The organism is uncultured Fibrella sp. (assembly GCF_964250085.1).
Classification (GTDB): domain Bacteria; phylum Bacteroidota; class Bacteroidia; order Cytophagales; family Spirosomataceae; genus Fibrella.
The window spans coordinates 358,993-375,973 of the sequence record NZ_CAXUEC010000001.1 but is presented as its reverse complement, the minus strand read 5'-3'; the positions used below and the strand labels follow the sequence as shown (position 1 = coordinate 375,973).

12 protein-coding genes are annotated in these 16,981 nt (G+C 55.2%); 11 read left to right on the top strand and 1 reads right to left on the bottom strand.

From position 1 onward, the window contains the following. The first annotated feature begins 23 nt into the window (after nt 1-23). The 11 genes from ACFE8Q_RS01505 to ACFE8Q_RS01455 all read left to right on the top strand — a co-directional run bounded on the left by ACFE8Q_RS01505 (nt 24) and on the right by ACFE8Q_RS01455 (nt 14,467). Nucleotides 24-326, top strand: a complete 303-nt coding sequence (locus tag ACFE8Q_RS01505) for a PAAR domain-containing protein (RefSeq protein ID WP_375443581.1) — start codon at nt 24-26, stop codon at nt 324-326. Between the two features lie 27 nt (nt 327-353). Then, nucleotides 354-857, top strand: a complete 504-nt coding sequence (locus ACFE8Q_RS01500; RefSeq protein ID WP_375443580.1) for a hypothetical protein — start codon at nt 354-356, stop codon at nt 855-857. Continuing rightward, entirely contained in the window at nt 854-1,816 is a 963-nt protein-coding gene (locus ACFE8Q_RS01495; protein WP_375443579.1) for a hypothetical protein, read from the top strand. Before ACFE8Q_RS01500 ends, ACFE8Q_RS01495 begins: the two co-directional genes overlap by 4 nt. A 148-nt stretch (nt 1,817-1,964) precedes the next feature. Beyond that, entirely contained in the window at nt 1,965-2,897 is a 933-nt protein-coding gene (locus tag ACFE8Q_RS01490) for a hypothetical protein (protein WP_375443578.1), read from the top strand. A gap of 29 nt (nt 2,898-2,926) precedes the next feature. Next, nucleotides 2,927-4,174, top strand: a complete 1,248-nt coding sequence (locus tag ACFE8Q_RS01485; RefSeq protein WP_375443577.1) for a hypothetical protein — start codon at nt 2,927-2,929, stop codon at nt 4,172-4,174. Nucleotides 4,175-4,255: 81 nt separating this feature from the next. Beyond that, nucleotides 4,256-5,674: an OmpA family protein gene (locus ACFE8Q_RS01480; RefSeq protein ID WP_375443576.1), complete on the top strand. Its 1,419-nt coding sequence runs from the start codon at nt 4,256-4,258 to the stop codon at nt 5,672-5,674. 6 nt (nt 5,675-5,680) lie between these two features. Beyond that, on the top strand, nt 5,681-6,583 hold the full coding sequence (locus tag ACFE8Q_RS01475; protein WP_375443575.1) for a hypothetical protein: 903 nt from the start codon (nt 5,681-5,683) through the stop codon (nt 6,581-6,583). Nucleotides 6,584-6,585: 2 nt separating this feature from the next. Continuing rightward, nucleotides 6,586-8,415 carry a hypothetical protein gene (locus ACFE8Q_RS01470; RefSeq protein ID WP_375443574.1) on the top strand — a complete coding sequence of 610 codons (1,830 nt, stop codon included), beginning with the start codon at nt 6,586-6,588 and terminating at the stop codon, nt 8,413-8,415. Nucleotides 8,416-8,526: 111 nt separating this feature from the next. Continuing rightward, nucleotides 8,527-12,795: a hypothetical protein gene (locus ACFE8Q_RS01465; protein ID WP_375443573.1), complete on the top strand. Its 4,269-nt coding sequence runs from the start codon at nt 8,527-8,529 to the stop codon at nt 12,793-12,795. Between the two features lie 27 nt (nt 12,796-12,822). Further along, nucleotides 12,823-13,467 carry a response regulator gene (locus ACFE8Q_RS01460; RefSeq protein ID WP_375443572.1) on the top strand — a complete coding sequence of 215 codons (645 nt, stop codon included), beginning with the start codon at nt 12,823-12,825 and terminating at the stop codon, nt 13,465-13,467. A gap of 178 nt (nt 13,468-13,645) precedes the next feature. Further along, nucleotides 13,646-14,467, top strand: coding sequence for a M57 family metalloprotease (locus ACFE8Q_RS01455; RefSeq protein ID WP_375443571.1), 822 nt, complete (start codon nt 13,646-13,648; stop codon nt 14,465-14,467). 79 nt (nt 14,468-14,546) lie between these two features. Here the strand turns inward: ACFE8Q_RS01455 and ACFE8Q_RS01450 are convergent, their stop codons facing one another. Then, nucleotides 14,547-16,925 (bottom strand): S8 family serine peptidase, encoded by a 2,379-nt coding sequence (locus ACFE8Q_RS01450; RefSeq protein WP_375443570.1) that lies wholly within the window; start codon nt 16,923-16,925, stop codon nt 14,547-14,549. Nucleotides 16,926-16,981 lie beyond the last annotated feature (56 nt).

The window sequence follows — 16,981 nt, the reverse complement described above, 5'->3', positions numbered from 1 at the left end:
CACTCAATAACCACTAACCAGCTATGGGACAACCTGCCGCCCGGATGGGCGACAACCACCTTTGCCCGATGGTAACACCGGGCTTGCCGCCAATTCCACATGTAGGCGGCCCAATTCTGCCGCCCGGCACACCTACCGTGCTTATTGGCGGCCAACCCGCCGCCTGCATGGGCGATATGTGTCTGTGTGTTGGCCCTCCCGATTCCATTCTGATCGGCTCCACATCGGTACTGATCGGCGGAAAACCCGCTGCCCGAATGGGGGACCAAACCATGCACGGCGGCACAATTATAACCGGCCTGCCTACCGTACTGATTGGCGGCTAAACACCAGGCTACTAACTCACACCACACATGAACATGTCGTTTATTAAATTCTCTCTGATTACGCTGGTGCTTGGCCTGGGCGTGGTGGGTGGCATATACTGGGTAGCCGGGCAGGGTAATTCGGGGCGGCAGTCGATCACGACCGAGCAGGAAAGCCGCTATATAGCTGACGCTCAACTGGCTGATAGCCTGGTTAGTCAGTTAAAGAAGACAGATCCCGTCGAAAAAGCCAGTGATTTTTCGACACTCAGGTTTCAGCTTCAGGAAACCATTGGCCGGCTACAAAAAGGCTATGGCCCCGACAGCCTCTTCAGCCAGATTACGAGTACCACCGGCCAAAATTACCAGAAACTACTTGATCTGGTTGCCCTGCAAACGACCAACCGCCAGAACCGTGTAACGGCTAAGACACAGTTGAAGCTACAGATCGATGGCCTTAATACGGCCGTACAGGCCCTGCAAACCCAGGTGATGCTGAAACAGAACAACCTTGATAACATTCGCGCCATGAAAGCCAGCCAACGACCATGAAACCAGAGAACTACGCCGAACGCAATCGCCGCCAATTCCAGTTTAGCCTGGTCTATCTAGCCTTGCTGTGCCTGATTGCCCTTTGCTGCTGGGTATCTTTCCGCACCATTCCAGCCCTGGCCGACGAGCAACTCAGCCAGTCGGCGGGGCGGCTAGCCACCTATCGTAAGCAGCTAACCCGGACCGACCTGCACCTGGCGGCGCTCAGCCAGGGAGCCCCTATCGACGAGCCCTGGCTGAGTACCTTTTTCGGTCAGGCCGACGCACTCGATCAGCAGTTTACGGAAACACCTTTCCTGAGCGCCACCCGTAGTTACCGCCGTTTAGTGGCTGAGTATGAAGACGGCCGACAGAACGGAGACCCTGAATTACAGCAGCTTTCGGCGCAGCGTAGTGATTTGGAAACAAAACAGGTAGGCCTACAAACCGCTTTAGGTGGGCTAAACAAGGCTATTGCTGTTGCCGCCAGCGGTGGAGGAAGCGCACCGCCACCGCCGCCATCGGGTGGCGGCAAAGCAACCAATATGCACCCGGCCATTTTCACGGGCCATTACGGCCCTTTCAAGCCATTGCTGGTGCGGGGATCCGGCGAGTTTGGGGGTAATAGTCCACAGGTGAATGTATCGGCACAGGTAATCGTGGTTGACGAAAAACAGGTTATTCTCAGTCTTTATTTTGAAGTAGGTGATAACAACACATTTGCCAAAACTACGGAGCGGTACGAGCTCTATTCGGCGCCAGCCGGCCTACGTATAACGGCCATCTCGGCCCCGCAAAACACACCCTGGCGTATCAACTATGTCGATAAGGACCAGCAGGAAAATCAATTTATGGTAGCCGATGGGCTGTTTACCTTCCAGGTCCAGGCCAATACGTCGGCCCTTGACGTAGGCGGCCCGGGCGGCAGTTCACTCACGGTTAAGCTGAACCGGCCCATCCGAATCGATCTGGCGCACTAACCAACTGATTACCTTTTACTAAGTAGGTGCATATATACCCTTTTTATGGGATTCGCGGCATTCGTCACAGGCCGAACTTTGACCCACAGTCTATCCAGAATCACGCTTTTAACGAAGTCTTTTATTTACACCATAACCAATTTCTCTCATGAGCAATACCCGTACCTTCCTGTTACTGAGCTTACTCGTAAGCCAATTCATGTCATTTGTCAGCTACGGTCAGGCGGCTCGCCGCCCTGATGAAATCGTTCGCAAGGATAACAGCATCATTCAGGGTCTCATCAGTGAGATCAACGAGACGGCCATTTATTACCGCAAAACAACAGCACCACAGGGCCAGCAATACCAGGTCAAAAAATCGGACGTACGCTACATCAAGTATAGTAATAACGAAATCGAAAGTTTCGAGGAAAAGGCGGTTAAGCCGGCCAGCACCGCCCGTTCGGCAAGCACAGCTCCAGCCAACCGTACCAGACCTGAACCAGCACGGAACGTACCTGGCCCAAGCCGGGCCGCAGTTCCCGCTGCGTCTTCCTCTGATCCCCACGCCCGGTTTGGCATTACCGCCGGTGGCGGAGGCGGTTTTTTCCAGTCATCGGGAACCAGCTCAGATATGGGCGTGGCTTTTCGGGCCGGCATCACCGCTGAAATTCCGATTGGCAGCAAAATAGCCTTGGCTCCGTCGGTTGAATTTCTGCAACTGTCGCAGGGAAAAAGCCCAAATACAGCCGCCTTCAACTACGCCGTAGGTACGTTGGCCATTGCGTCGCTGTACAATGAATCGAAGCCTGTCAATCTGTTTTACTCGGTTGGCGTATACGGCGCTTACGGCGTAAGTGTCAGTGGCGGTGGCGAAAGTGTTTCGTTCGACGAGGCTAAATTAAACGCATTCCATGCGGGCGGAGACGTGAAACTGGGTGCGCGGTTTAGCCAGGCCTTAACCGTTTATGCGCAGGGTAGCTATGGAATCATGCCGGTTCAATCTGCTAGTACTGTTACCGTTCAGGGCGTCAAAGTTACTATTCCTGCTACTACTCAGCTTACGTTTGGGGTTGGCATTCGCTATTTGTTCGGTAAGTAAGCTCGTTCACACTTAATCAACTCCACATCATGTTATACCGTTTAGTAGTGGGCCTGTGCCTGCTGTGCGGCTTACACACAGCAAGCGCCCAAAGCAACATCGGCCCGGCCGGCGATGCTGTTTACCTCGCCAATGGAAGCCGCTTTAAAAACGCCCAGATCGTAGAGATCACCGACGAACGGGTAAAATTCACGGTGAAACACGGCGATATGCTCACCAACCATAATTATGGGCGTGACCTGGTCCTGATGTCCTTTACGCAGGAAGGCAATTTTCTAATCATCGACCAGGTAAGCAAGGACCGGAGCCAGGCCGATCAACAACTGAAAGATTTCCTGATGGCACCCGCCCGCTCGGCACCCACCGATATTATGGTGAGGCGGGTACCGCTGGAAGTGCTGCGCGGCATCATTTCTTATGAAAGCGAAGAAGTGGTCAACTACCAGCCTGTCAGTGGCGGGGCGGCCTCGATCAGCAAGAATGAATTGATGGTTATTCTGTATCGGGATGGCAAACATCAGGTACTGAGCGACTTCACGGAAGCAGCCCCCATTCTGGCCGAATTACGCCCGCAGCTCCTTACCAAATCAGCACCCGCGCCCGCACCAGTAGCCGTAGTGGAAACTCCTGCCCCGGTTACAGCCCCCGCTGAGCAACCGGTAGCGGCAACAACCCGCCCAAATCGGCCGACTCCCAGTCGGCCGACCAGCACACCAGCGCCAACGGAATCAGCAGATCCCCGGCCGGCGCCCGCTAGCGGAACCAAAGCTGCCCTTAGCGATGACGAATACGTTACATACCGGGCTAAGGCAGTGCAGCGCGTTGACGATTTTGTATCGTACATCGGCATTATCACCGACAAAAGCCTGTCAAGCGATGATAAGGACCGGGCCATCGAGGAAGCAAAGAAACTATTCCTGCCCGACGCCACCATCGAAGTTACGTCGGCCAACAAAGCAACTCCACCCCGGCGAATGAGCATCAGCACGTACCTGAGTCGGTTAAAGCTTCTCCCCTACACCTACACCGAGGTAACCTGGTCTGATGTGCAGTATGTGAAAGAGCTGACCCAGGCTCCCGATGGCGATTATTACGGCATCATTGCGGGCAAACAAAAATTCAAGGGGTTTGGTAAAGGCAACCGGGTCGACTACGAAGATGTGACGGACAAAAACGTTCGGGTGAAGCTGAAGTCGTACCAGAAAACAATTGACGGGCAAAACGAAACAAACTGGCAGGTCTTGCTCGGCAGCGTCGGGGTGGGGTCGAGCCAGTAGGCGACTGCGGGCGTGGATGGTCTCATCTTCGCCCGCAGTTATCCAATCTCCCTGTTTTCGTTTTCTCTACTCCACAACCCTATGCGCTTCTTCATCCTGTTCTTCTGGTTTTTGTCGCTGACTATACTCACCTCAGCCACTACTCGGGGCAACCAGGGCCATCAGGTTTGCATACGGCTGGTAGGAGTTGTGCAGGATTTCACAACGCATAAACCACTGGCCGCAAACCTGTCGGTCCGGTCGGGCAGTAGCCGGGCTACGCTTGGTAGCAGTGCCGACGGCACCGGTCGGTTTGCCGTTGATCTTACCTGCACGGCCAGCCTGCTGCTCATTGAACGAACCGGGTATCGGCCCCAGCGCCTACCGTTGAACCTCAGCACGTTGGCGTCAGCCAGCGAAGTGTATGTGGTGATTCCGCTGGTAGCTACCGACCAGCAGGGCGCCGATCGGCCTTATCTCCAGACGGAGCAGAAACACTATGTACAACCAGGTGGCAGTAGTTCGACCGGCCAGGTGCAACACAACACCTTTGCCGTAACCGACGCCCTGACGGGAACACCCTTACAGGCTCAGGTGTGCTTTTTCTTCACGAAAACAGGAATAAAAAAATGCCTCGATACTGACGCCACGGGGCAGTGTAAAACCGATTTTACCGATAAAGACATTGTGGCGATGGAAGTTCGGGCAACGGGCTACCAGGCTTATCAGGGCAACATCAGTGTGGAGCAACTGGGCGGGCCGGTGCTCTCCCACACTGTGCGGCTGATTCGCGAACTGAACGTATTGACCATACAGAGTGAGCCAGTACAGCCGGGTCTCAGCGTGCAGAGCATGCTGCGGCGCGAGGGCAGCAAAACACCCGTACTGATGGCGTCTTCCGCCGATAGGCCAGGCGTTTTCACAACGTACGACGTACTGCCAAACCGCTACGAACTACTGCTGCTCGACAAGCAGAAGACGGTACTTCATCGGCAGGTAATCACAGTTTCGCCGGGTTTGAACGTACAGACAATTACGCTCCCTGCTCCTAAACTGGCTTCATCCAACGCCAAACCGGTCGCACTACAACCAGTTCTTACGCCTGTAGCTGCGGCCACAACCGGGCCGGGTGCCGGCCCGGTTTTAGCTGATAACCTGCCTATGCTCTTTTTCGACGAAGGCAGTTACCTCCTTTCCGATGCGGCCCGCACCATACTACAGCAGGTAGGCACGTACCTGAAGCAGCACCCCGATATAAACCTGCGGTTGGTAGGCCATACAGACCGCCTCGGCGATGAACGATTAAACCAATATCTGGGCGAATTCAGGGCCAAAGTGGCAGCTAATTACCTGTACTGGCAGGGAGTCGCCGACGAACGACTTCAGATTGTGGGCTACGGCAGCCGCTTCATGGTAGGCACCGATGTAACCTCAGAAAGCCGGGGCAGAAACCGGCGCGTAACGCTACGGTTTGTTCCTGCCCGGCCCACTCCAGAAACCAACAGATCACTTGATAAATAGACCATTATGAAATCAACTCTACTGTTTTTTATGGGTTGTGTACTCTTGATGGCAGGGTGCTATAAAGAGCCCGATTTATCGGCCGCCCAGATTCCGCCTGCCTGCCGGATTGGGCTGGTCGAGGTTATTCGGGAGGGCGGAAACATCAGTCGGCAAGGGTATTTGTACGACAACTTCGGCAGCCTGACCCAGTATTACGAAGAGAACCAGAGCGGCCTGCGTAGTCTGACTCAAACCTACGTGTATGACACCGCGCATTATGTACGAACGCGCGAAGACAAGACGCCCGCTGGCACCGTCAGGTATGGCTATACTTATGATGCGACCTCAAAGCTGATCACCAGGATTGCTCCTATCCAGGGCAGCGGTACTACATATGAATACGCCTGGGAAGGCACTACCCTGAAGAGTCTGACCACTAAAGCCGCCAATGGCAGTGTAACCGAACTACTCACTTTTCGGGCCGATGGTAAACTGGCTACCCGTACCCGCCCCCAAAGTAGCGAGCGCTTTACCGTTGATCCGGTTTCGGGCTACGTGACTTCCTACACCCATACCGACGGTGTTTTTGAAACCTTCACCGTCAACAATGCAGGCAACCACCTGGTGAAGACCTACAATGAACCAGCCATTAGCAAACTGACCAGTTCAACATACACCTACGCTACGAATGGCTACTTCGCTGATACGCAACTGTATTTCCGGGGCATTCCCGACATACAGGATGGTAGTGGCAAGCCGGGTTTGCTGACTGGGTACGTACTCAACCAGTTTCGGAATGGCCAACTGACGCTGACCGAGAACGTCAAGTTCAGCTATACCTACAATGGTGAAGGCTACGCGTTGGGCTATTCGGCCAGTACCGGCGAACGCGCGAAGTTTTATTACACCAACTGCTCATCCAGATAGCTATGAACAAGCACCGCTCCATTACGCCGTTTGTCTGGCTATTGGCAATCCAGTTCATGTTGGCTATAACACCACTCCAGGCTCAGGACCAGGCCCTTACCCAACGCGATAAAGATGAGATTAAGCGTCAGGCTGAAAAGATCATCAAACTCGACCTACCGGCACGAATCAATAATCTGGTGGTGGAAGACCTCAACGAAACCGACCGCGTTGAGATCATGCACAACTGTTACCTGCCGAATACACAGCAGATTTTTGTTGATGATGCGGTTCTCATCGAAGATGACGTTGATCCGGCACAAACAGGAGAAGGCCTCAAAAAAGACAAACCAGTCCGGCAATATCTCAGTGATTTACTCAGCTACTACGCCAAAAACCCCGACCCGGAAATACCTAGTTTTGTGATTTCTAAAGTTGTTAGAGGCGATGTATTTGCGGAAAGCGCCACGTCTGCTACCATCAACATCTTTTACAGTTCCCAATTTAAGGGTAGCCATAAATCGGGACGTACCTACCAGACTGTAAACCGGTCCGCGCTTTTTCAGGCTACACGCCTTGGCAAAAAATGGGTTGTCCTCATCCGCCAGATCATTTTCTACCGACCAGGTGCCGGCCAAACTCAGACCGCCGGCACAGTTACAGCTCCTGTAACGGCTACTGTTGCCGTTGTAGCCCCGCCACCTCCGCCACAGATAGATATCCGCGAACCGATGGTGGTTTATAACCAGGAAGATTATGATTTCACAATCACCATCCGCGCCAATAAGAAAGCGCTGGATGTTGTCAAATCGGATTCACCCCGTGTTCCGCTGGGGCAGTATCGCAACAATGGGGATGGCAATTACGAGCTAGCAGGCAATTCTATCCGGTTCGATGAAACCGACAAAAACAGGTTCATCTACAAGAACCGCGATCGGGATATCATGGGATTTGTGCGACTGAAACCAGCCGCCCCAAAGCCAGATACAACGAGAGCCGTGGCGGCAAAACCACTGCCCGACGTGGTTACGCCCGGCTATCTGCCCCTCAACCCCGATCAGCGCAAACGCAAGGTAGAGCCACCGGTGAGTACATCTGTTGCTGAATCAGTAGCCGTTGTAGAGCCGAAGCCGACTGCTCCCACAGCGGCGAACCAAAGCGCCGAACCGGTTAAGCAACCACCTAAGCCACAGGCAGAACCGCCCAAACCAGCAGCCACTCCTCCCGTTGCCGAACAAAAGCAACCTGTTATAGAGCCAGTTGCAGAACCACCCAAGGTTGTAGCCACGACCGTGAAGCCTGTTCCTGAACTGCCTAAGCCACCGGCTGAGAAACCAACGGAGCAAAAAGCACCGGACATGCCAATCGTAACGCAACCGGCTTCAAAGCTATCGCTACCCGCCCCCGTTTTAGCCGACGTACCCAGGGCGGTGGAGAAAGAGAAGTTACCGAAGCCAATTATTCAGAAACCAGCGGCCATGTCAGTTTCGCCCACGTTGAAAAAATCGCTTACCAGCGAACAGCAACGCATTGTGTCGGGTATGCGGTTGCGCGGCTGGATGCAGGTAGTAGGTGGTCTGGCGGCATTGGGCGGAAGTTACGTAGCCTATTCGGGCATCAGGAAAGACTACGATGCCTATTCGCAGAAAGTGAACGCGCTCAATGCCGACTACAACCTCTACCGCGATCTGTCGCGACGGGCCGTTCTACCGCCACCCAATGTGCTGTCTATGACTGAATACGGCAGCCCGACCATCTACGGTGTATACGGCGGCGGCGTAATCGGTCTGGGCCTGACTGTCAATGGCATACGGACGCTATTGCGAGCCGGAAAAATGAGCAAAAAGAAGTAATGAATACCTTGTTCACATCACCACATCATGAAAACCTTCTCACGTTTGCTGTTTACTATAGGTGGGTTGCTAAACGCTATGTGCCTACTGGCACAAACACCTACCATTGTTATGACGTCAAGTATCCCAACCCCCATTTGTCAGGACGGGTCGGTTTCGCTCAAGTTCAATGTCAACGACAATCGGTCATACGATAATAAATATAACATTCGTATTTACCCAGCAACATACTCACCCGTTCCCTCGTCGACTGAAGAGTACGAAAAATCTACATACGTCTACTATGATGTAGGCTCTTTTGTTTCCACATCAGGTGGCAGAAACTATCGATCGGCCGATTTTAAAATTCCACCTTCACTAGCCGCTGGTCAGTACAAAATCTACATAACCTGCCAGTTAAGTTTTGCTAACGCCTCATTCACAAATGTATTCACTGTAAATGCCACACCGAAGGCCGTTATCTCAGGTGGAGGCAGTGTATTGTACGGTCAGAACGTTGCCGTGAGACTAACGTTTACCGGGGGGGGGAGCCAGTGGTCGTTCAAATACAATACTGCGTCTACCACTTCGGGCAGTTTCGCTACAGTCACCAACACTACCCAGAACCCTTATACAATCAATATTCCCGCCACGCAGAACTATAATTATGATGACTACGATATCGACGCCTTTAAAAACAACCTTTGTAGCGCGGGTGATGTATCTGGCTCGGCCTACATCACAGTCAGTCCATTAACGGTCACACCGAGTTCACTAAACAACGCAACGATTTGTCCGGGGCGCGACGCCGTGTCGGTTTCGTTTGGCGTGAACGGCACACCGCCCGGCGGAACATCGTATTCCGTTGAGCTTTCCGATATAAACGGGAGCTTTCAGAATCCGCTGGTCATTGGCACAGGTACGTCCTCGCCCATCAACTGCCCCGCCACACCAATGGCGAGTCTGGGTCCCGGCCCTGGCTACAAAATTCGCGTTATTCCTACCAATAATACATTTGCTGTGCAGGCCTCGGCCGCCACGTTAAGCATAAACCTGTCGCGGTCGGCCCTTCCGGTGACACCAGACATAACCTACTGCGAAGGCTCGCCTCAACCCCTTCAGGCAAGCGGGTCCAACATCTTCTGGTATGGTATTTCAACAAACGGGGGAGCCTATGAAGGCTACAATAAAGCAGCTACCCCCGACTCGCCAAAATCACCGGGAACATACAGGTATCAGGTCACCCAAACGGTTAATAGCTGCCAGAGTGCATTGGGCATCCTGACGGTAACAGTGAAGCCCAAAAGCAGGCAACCCGTTGTTAACCAGAATATAACCTATTGCCAGAATCAGGGAGCAGACCAGCTTTCAACGGCAGACGGGCCAAACCTGATCTGGTACGATGCGAGCCGGAACAGCCTGGGATCAACGGCTCCACGGCCAAATACCGGATCGGCCGGGCAGCAAAAGTTCTTCGTTTCCCGTGATGACACCGGTTGCCGGTCCGACCTGACAGAGATTACCGTCAACGTTACGGCCCTGCCGCAGGCACCGGGTGTGTCTAATCCCGGCGCGGTTTGTCAGTATAAAGATGCGCCCACCCTGTCGGCTAATGGGCAGAATCTGCGCTGGTATCGGCAGGAAAGCGGCGGCAGTTCCGAGGGGCCTATCAAACCCGGTTCCGGCAATTCTGGCACAACCGCTTTCTGGGTGAGCCAGGTGGTGAATAATTGTGAAGGCCCGCGCGCCAAAATCGAGCAGACGATCAACCCCGCCTCACCCGATCCGGGGGTTGCGTCGCCCCTGCAACTCTGCCAGCGACAAACGGCCCCTACCCTCACGGCACAGGCGCAAAATCCGCGCTGGTATGATGGAGGCAGCACCTTTATCAGTACCGACGGCCCAAGGCCACCGACCGATCAGGTGCGGGACATTACCTACAAGGTGAGCCAGACCAGCAACGGCTGCGAAAGTAAGCTGGTTGATCTGGTGGTGCAGATACGCGAGACGCCCGGACCGCCCGGCGTTGCCGACATAAACGTTTGCAACAATGCATCTGCCCCTACCCTTACAGCCCAGGGGAGTAATGTGCTTTGGTATACGGCCGAAACAGGTGGAACCGGTGCCGGAAATCCGCCGGGAATTTCGACCGCGCAGGTAGGCGACCAGAGTTACTGGGTGTCGCAGCGGTTTGGCAGTTGCGAAGGGCCGCGCGCCAAGCTACAGGTACGTGTCATTGCGTTACCACAAGCACCGGGCGTGACCAATCCGGCGGCTATCTGCCAATACAAAGACGTACCTGTGCTGGCCGCCAACGGGCAGAATCTGCGCTGGTACCGGCAGGAAACGGGGGGAAATTCAGAAGGGGCCATTAAACCGGTCAGCGATTCAGACGGCAAGACGAGTTTCTGGGTGAGTCAGGTGGTAAATAACTGTGAAGGCCCCCGCGCTAAAATTGAGCAGACGATCAACCCCGCCTCACCCGACCCCACTACGGCCACCCTCCTGCTTTGCCGCGACCAGCCAGCCCCTGCCCTCACGGCGGGCGGACAAAACCTGCGCTGGTACGATGCGGGCAACACCTTCATCAGCACCAACGCGCCCAAGCCACCGACCGATCAGGTGCGGGACATTACCTACAAGGTGAGCCAGACCAGCAATGGCTGCGAGAGTAAGCTGGTATCGCTACTGGTGCAGGTCCGAAACACGCCCGGTGCGCCCGGCGTAGCCGATATCAATGTTTGTAACAAAGCCACGGCACCCACACTGACAGCCCAGGGAAGTAGTATGCTTTGGTATACGGCCGAAACGGGTGGAACCGGTGCCGAAAATGCCCCGATCGTGTCAACGACTCTGGCGGGCGATCAGACCTACTGGGTATCGCAACGATTTGGCACCTGCGAAGGCCCACGCGCCAAACTCACTGTTCACGTTATCGCCCTACCCGCCGAGCCAACCGTTAGCACACCGCCGCCCATTTGCCAGTATGTCGACGTACCTGTATTAACGGCTCAGGGACAGAATTTACGCTGGTACCGGCAGGAAACAGGAGGCACCGCCGAAAACCAGATTAAACCACTGAACGACCCGGCCGGTAAGGTTTCTTTCTGGGTTAGTCAGTTTGTGAATAACTGCGAGGGGCCACGGGCCAAGATCGAGCAGACGATCAACCCCGCCTCACCCGACCCCACTACGGCCACCCTCCTGCTTTGCCGCGACCAGCCAGCCCCTGCCCTCACGGCGGGCGGACAAAACCTGCGCTGGTACGATGCGGGCAACACCTTCATCAGCACCAACGCGCCCAAGCCACCGACCGATCAGGTGCGGGACATTACCTACAAGGTGAGTCAGAACAGCAACGGTTGCGAAAGTAAGCTCATCGCTCTCTTGGTGCAGGTCCGAAACACGCCCGGTGCACCCGGCGTTAGCCCGATTTCGCTTTGCCAGAATCAGGTAGCACAACCCCTAACGGCAACAGGCGTTGGCCTGGCCTGGTATGATCAGGCAACCGGCGGCACATCTACGTCAGGGCTAACCCCGCAGACGGCTACATTGGGCGAACGTACCTACTGGGTAGCCCAGCGATTCGGCACCTGCGAAGGGCCACGCGCCGCACTGGTTACCACTGTCTACGCCGTACCGGCCGCTCCGGTTGCCAGCGACCGTACGTTCTGCATCAATGATACACCCACCGCCCTGACCGCTGTTGGCCAGAATCTGCGCTGGTATGATGGTAGCGGCACCGCCAAGTCCAGTATTACGCCCTCGACCAGCACTGGACAGGTGTTGAGTTATTCCGTCACGCAGACGCAGAATGGCTGCGAGAGCGCAGGTAAGACCGTGACGGTTCGGGTTCTTAACCGCGCTACCGTTCGCCTGACGGGCGACTCGACCGTTGTTTTGTACGACAGTACGGCCATCCGGCTACGGTTTGGTGGCGAACCTCCCTGGCGGGTTCGGCTCTGGGACGGCAAGACAGTGACCACCAGTGTCAGCCCATTGGTGAAGTGGGAAAAACCGACAAAACCCGGCACGGTTACCTACGAGGTACAGGCGCTTGACAACGATTGTGGAACGGGGCAGATTCTGAATAAGTACCAACTGATTGTGCTGGCACCGCTGGCCATCGAGCCTTTGCCAACAGCGGATCTCGGTCTTCAGGTATACCCCATACCGGCCAGTCAGGAAATCACCGTGGAATGGATGGCGCCGGTTGGAACGGTAGCAACGCTGCAACTTGTAAATGCCACCGGGCAAGTGAGTTGGCAACGGGAGCGCCGGGGAACGGGAAACCGGGAAACCGAACTTGTCGACCTGAGCAAACAGAATGCTGGCCTGTTGATAATGAACCTCTTACGAGACAATTATCCGGCCAAATCCATTAAATTGATCAAATTATAGTCGTTTCCTATCTGCACCACTATCGCTATGGCACAACGTATCCTGATTACCGACGATCATCAACTTTTTGTGGACGGGCTTCGCATGCTGATCGACCGTATCGATGCCTGCGAAGTAGTAGGCGAGGCACGAAACGGCCGCGAAGCGCTCAATTTCCTCCACCATAATCTGGTCGATTGTGTGCTGATCGATGTGGAGATGCCCGAGTTGAATGGCATCGATACAACGCGGCTCATCAAGCGGCACTGGCCCCACGTAAATGTGTTGGCCATTAGCATGATGGCCGACTTTGCAACGGTGCAGTTGATGCTTCAGGCGGGTGCAGACGGGTATCTGCTGAAAGATACCGGCAAAACGGAGTTGAGTAAAGCGCTGGAAAGTGTAGCGCAGGGCCGTATTTATGTCAGTTCGGCCCTGTCGCCGGTACTCATCCACGGCGTGGCCGAACGGCCCATGCCAACCTTCGCTTACATAGAGCCACTCACCCGCCGCGAGCGTGAAATTGTTGGCTACATTGCCGAAGGCCTCACCAATGATCAGATCGCCAAGCAACTGTGTCTGGCCCGCACCACCGTTGACACGCACCGGAAGAATATTCTCAGCAAAACAGGCTGTAAAAACACGGCTGCGCTCATCAAATTCGCCATCGACAAGAAACTCCTGGTTTCCTGAATCCAGCTTTTTTGCCTACTATGTTTGGCCAGCTTACCTATTTGCCTGTATATAATTTTGCCGGAACAAATTGATACCATTAAAAATTTCTTAAAAAACTTTTTATACTTATACAGGAATTAGTTTACTTGCTCGTGTTACTGTTCGCATTCTTCAATCAACTTAAAAGACACGAGCTATGAATCGCTTAACCATCTATCTATCTTCGCTTCTACTGGGTTCGCTGGTATTTTCGTGCCAGCAAACAGCCCCGGACACCTTGACGACGAGCAGTGACAATGAGATTCCGGCGGCCGTTTTGGCACAGGTGAACGAGTTAGGTTTCAGCACTCAGAATATGAAGCGTATTCCCGAGGGCTACCTCGTCGAAGGCGATATCATACTCGATGAGCAGGCCCTGTCGCAGAAACATGGTAAACAGGAAAGTCTGCTTCGGGTAGGCACTGAAGAACAATACCGCACCACGGCATTGGTCAGCGGCCTGCCCCGTACCATCACCATCAGCTTATCGAGCAGTCTGCCAGCGGTTTACGCAACGGCTGTCGACGAAGTGATTCGCCGCTACAATGCAGAAGGCCTGCAACTGCGTTTCTCGCGGGTGTCATCGGGTGGGGCTATCCGGTTTTCGGCCGCTCCATCGGGTTCTCAGTATCTGGCATCGAGTGGCTTCCCCAGCGGAGGCAATCCGTATAACAGAGTACTGGTCAACGTGTCGGCGCTGGGCACCACTACGGGAACGACCCGCGTTAACTATTACGCTACGGTATTTGCGCATGAAGTGGGCCACTGCATCGGCTTCCGTCACACCGACTACTACGACCGGTCGATCAGTTGCGGGGGAGCTACCAGCAACGAAGGCAGCAGCAGCATCGGTGCCATCCTGATTCCGGGAACGCCGTCATCGGCCGATCTGAGTTCGTGGATGCTGGCCTGCGTGTCGAACAATCAGAACCGTCCTTTCAGCTCCAACGATCGGACGGCGCTGAATTACCTGTATTAAATATACCCGATTAAGAGTCCTACACAGAACAGTAACACCAGCCCCGGCTCAACAGCCGGGGTTTTCTGTTGCTGATCACCTACCGTACCAGCACCTTCAACACACGTACCTGGCCGTTGGGCGTGGTCAGTTGAAGCAGGTGCAAACCAGGTGGCAAACCAGCCGTGGGCATCTGCTTGATTGCACCAGACAACAACATCGACGTACCCCGGCGGCCATCGGCAGTAACCCAGGACCCAACTACCTCACTATCAGTAATAAGCACCGAAACGAACTCACCCGCCGGAACGGGATTTGGAAAAACAAGCTGCTGACCGGGTCCAACCAGATAAACCGTTTCTTCGCCGGTCAGGATGGTTTCGCCCGTGCTGGTGTTCAGGCGAAGCCGATACCGCACTGGCCCCAGTACAGTTGGTCGGTCACTGAACGAATACGTCAGTTGATGGCTGGTTGGCCGGATGGTCTGGATTGGCTCAAACGTTGTTTGGGTGCCCCGTTCGAGGGTAATCGCGGTCAGGTTCCAGGCGGTGCTCAGGGTCAGATCAAGTTGGGCTGTATCGGCTACGGGCAACCGGGCCAGCCAATTGGCCACGTAGCACCCGACGCCCTGTTTCCGGTAGTCGATCAGGAAGCCGGGTAGGCCGGGGCGTCCATTTTGTAGCGGCGCAACGGCCACGTACACGCCATCGGCTGGCGACAGAAACGCCACCGTATCGCTAACCTGACGCAGGGGTTCCAGGTACGTTCTCCCCAGCCGATACAGTTGGTACGCTTTAACCGCAGGCTGCGGATTCCAGGCAACGGCGGCACGAACCACTCCGTCGGCTTCGCCACAGTTCAGCAATACCCGCAGGCCCGTTGGGCGGGTCAGCGTACACGTGTCTGACACATACGTACCTACACTGGCCGACAGGCGCAGGCGGACCGCACGGTTCTGGTCGGGCGTGTTCCAGACAGCCAACTGGTCGGCTAAGCGCACGTTCTGGGCAATAGGCTGCCAGTTCTGATCACCCACAAACTGCATGGCCAGTGTGCCCACCGCATCGGCCGCCCCCAGCCACTGCCAGCGAACCGGTTGCGCTTCACCCGCCCGCAACAACGCCCCCGCTGTTGGGTTCAGCCAGGTCATGGCTTCGGCCACGTTGTAGGCTACGGCATAGGCTTGCGGTGTGTCCAGGTACGTTCCCTGCACCCACACCCGATACGTACCCGGAGTAGGGTTGCTTACCGACACCTGCTCCACGTTATTGGCCCGGTCGATACCCCGGCGGGCGGGCAAACGCAATGAATCAGCCTGCAGGGCGGATGATAACGTCCAGGGGCGAATGATCTCTCCTGTTTTTATCGATTCGAGCCACAGGTCAAGGTCTTCACGTAGTTGTTTCGTAGCTCCCGAAACGGCGGGCGGATCAATCCAGGCCAGAGCAACGCTAAACCGAGCCGTATTGGGGGGAATTGTCAGCGTAAACGTTTGTGGGGCGGCATTGGTCAGCATGCCTGTCTGGTACTGTCCCTTCCCGGCAATGGTAACAGCTTCCAGGGCGTTAAGGCTTCCGAATCCGGTTTCATGGTCGGGTCCGGGCAGGCCCGTATCCTGCGCACTGGCAATCAGGCAGGCTTTTACCCAGGCCGAAGCAGGCAACGAGCCATGCCGATTCCGATAACTCTGCTGCAGCAAAGCCGCCGTGCCCGACACGAGCGCCGCCGATTCTGACGTACCATTATTCCCGTAAGCAACCAGTTCGGGTTTAATACGCCCGTCGGCCGTTGGACCGCGCGAACTTCTGGCTTCCAGCACCGTCTGGTTATTGACTCCCCCGACAACTAGTGCATTCTTCGCTTGTTTGAACTCACCCGTCAAGGTGGCAAATGACCCGATGGGTGGCCCAGCGGCGGGCACTTCCAGGCCGCTATTTCCCGACGAAAACACGTGGAGCAGGCTTGGCTCCAGCATCGTCTGTACGTCATAGGCCCGCGCTTCGGGGCCGTAAAAGCGCTCAATGCCAACGCCATACGAATGATTCTGAACCGAGATACGCAGCCGTTGCAGGTCGGGGAGTGTGTCGGGGCCAAGTGTACTAAATGACGATGACGCCAGCCGAACACCCCACGCCACCCCCCGACTTGTGGCAGCCGTATTGCCCGCCCCACCAAGCAACGTGGTCATGATGTTGGCGTGGTCGGTAAAGGGCTGGCTAAACACCGGCGAAGCCACCACCCGCCCCCGGAAATCGATGTCGGTCGTATCGAAGGGTTGCTCTTTGATAGAGACTGTCAGGCCGCTGCCCGTCAGGTTTGGATACCGTAGCTGAACGGCCTGAAGGCCATGCTGCGAGAAGTCATAATCCCCTATCGCTTTTCGGGCGCTGCCCGGTTGCTGTTGGGCCACGCACGAAATCGACAACCATGTACTGGCGAGCAAGGCCGTACAGAAAGCGTACAGTACAGATCGGCCCATGCAGATGGAAAAGCAGGCGTTGAGAAAGGCGATTCGCAACCAAGTTAACAAATTGG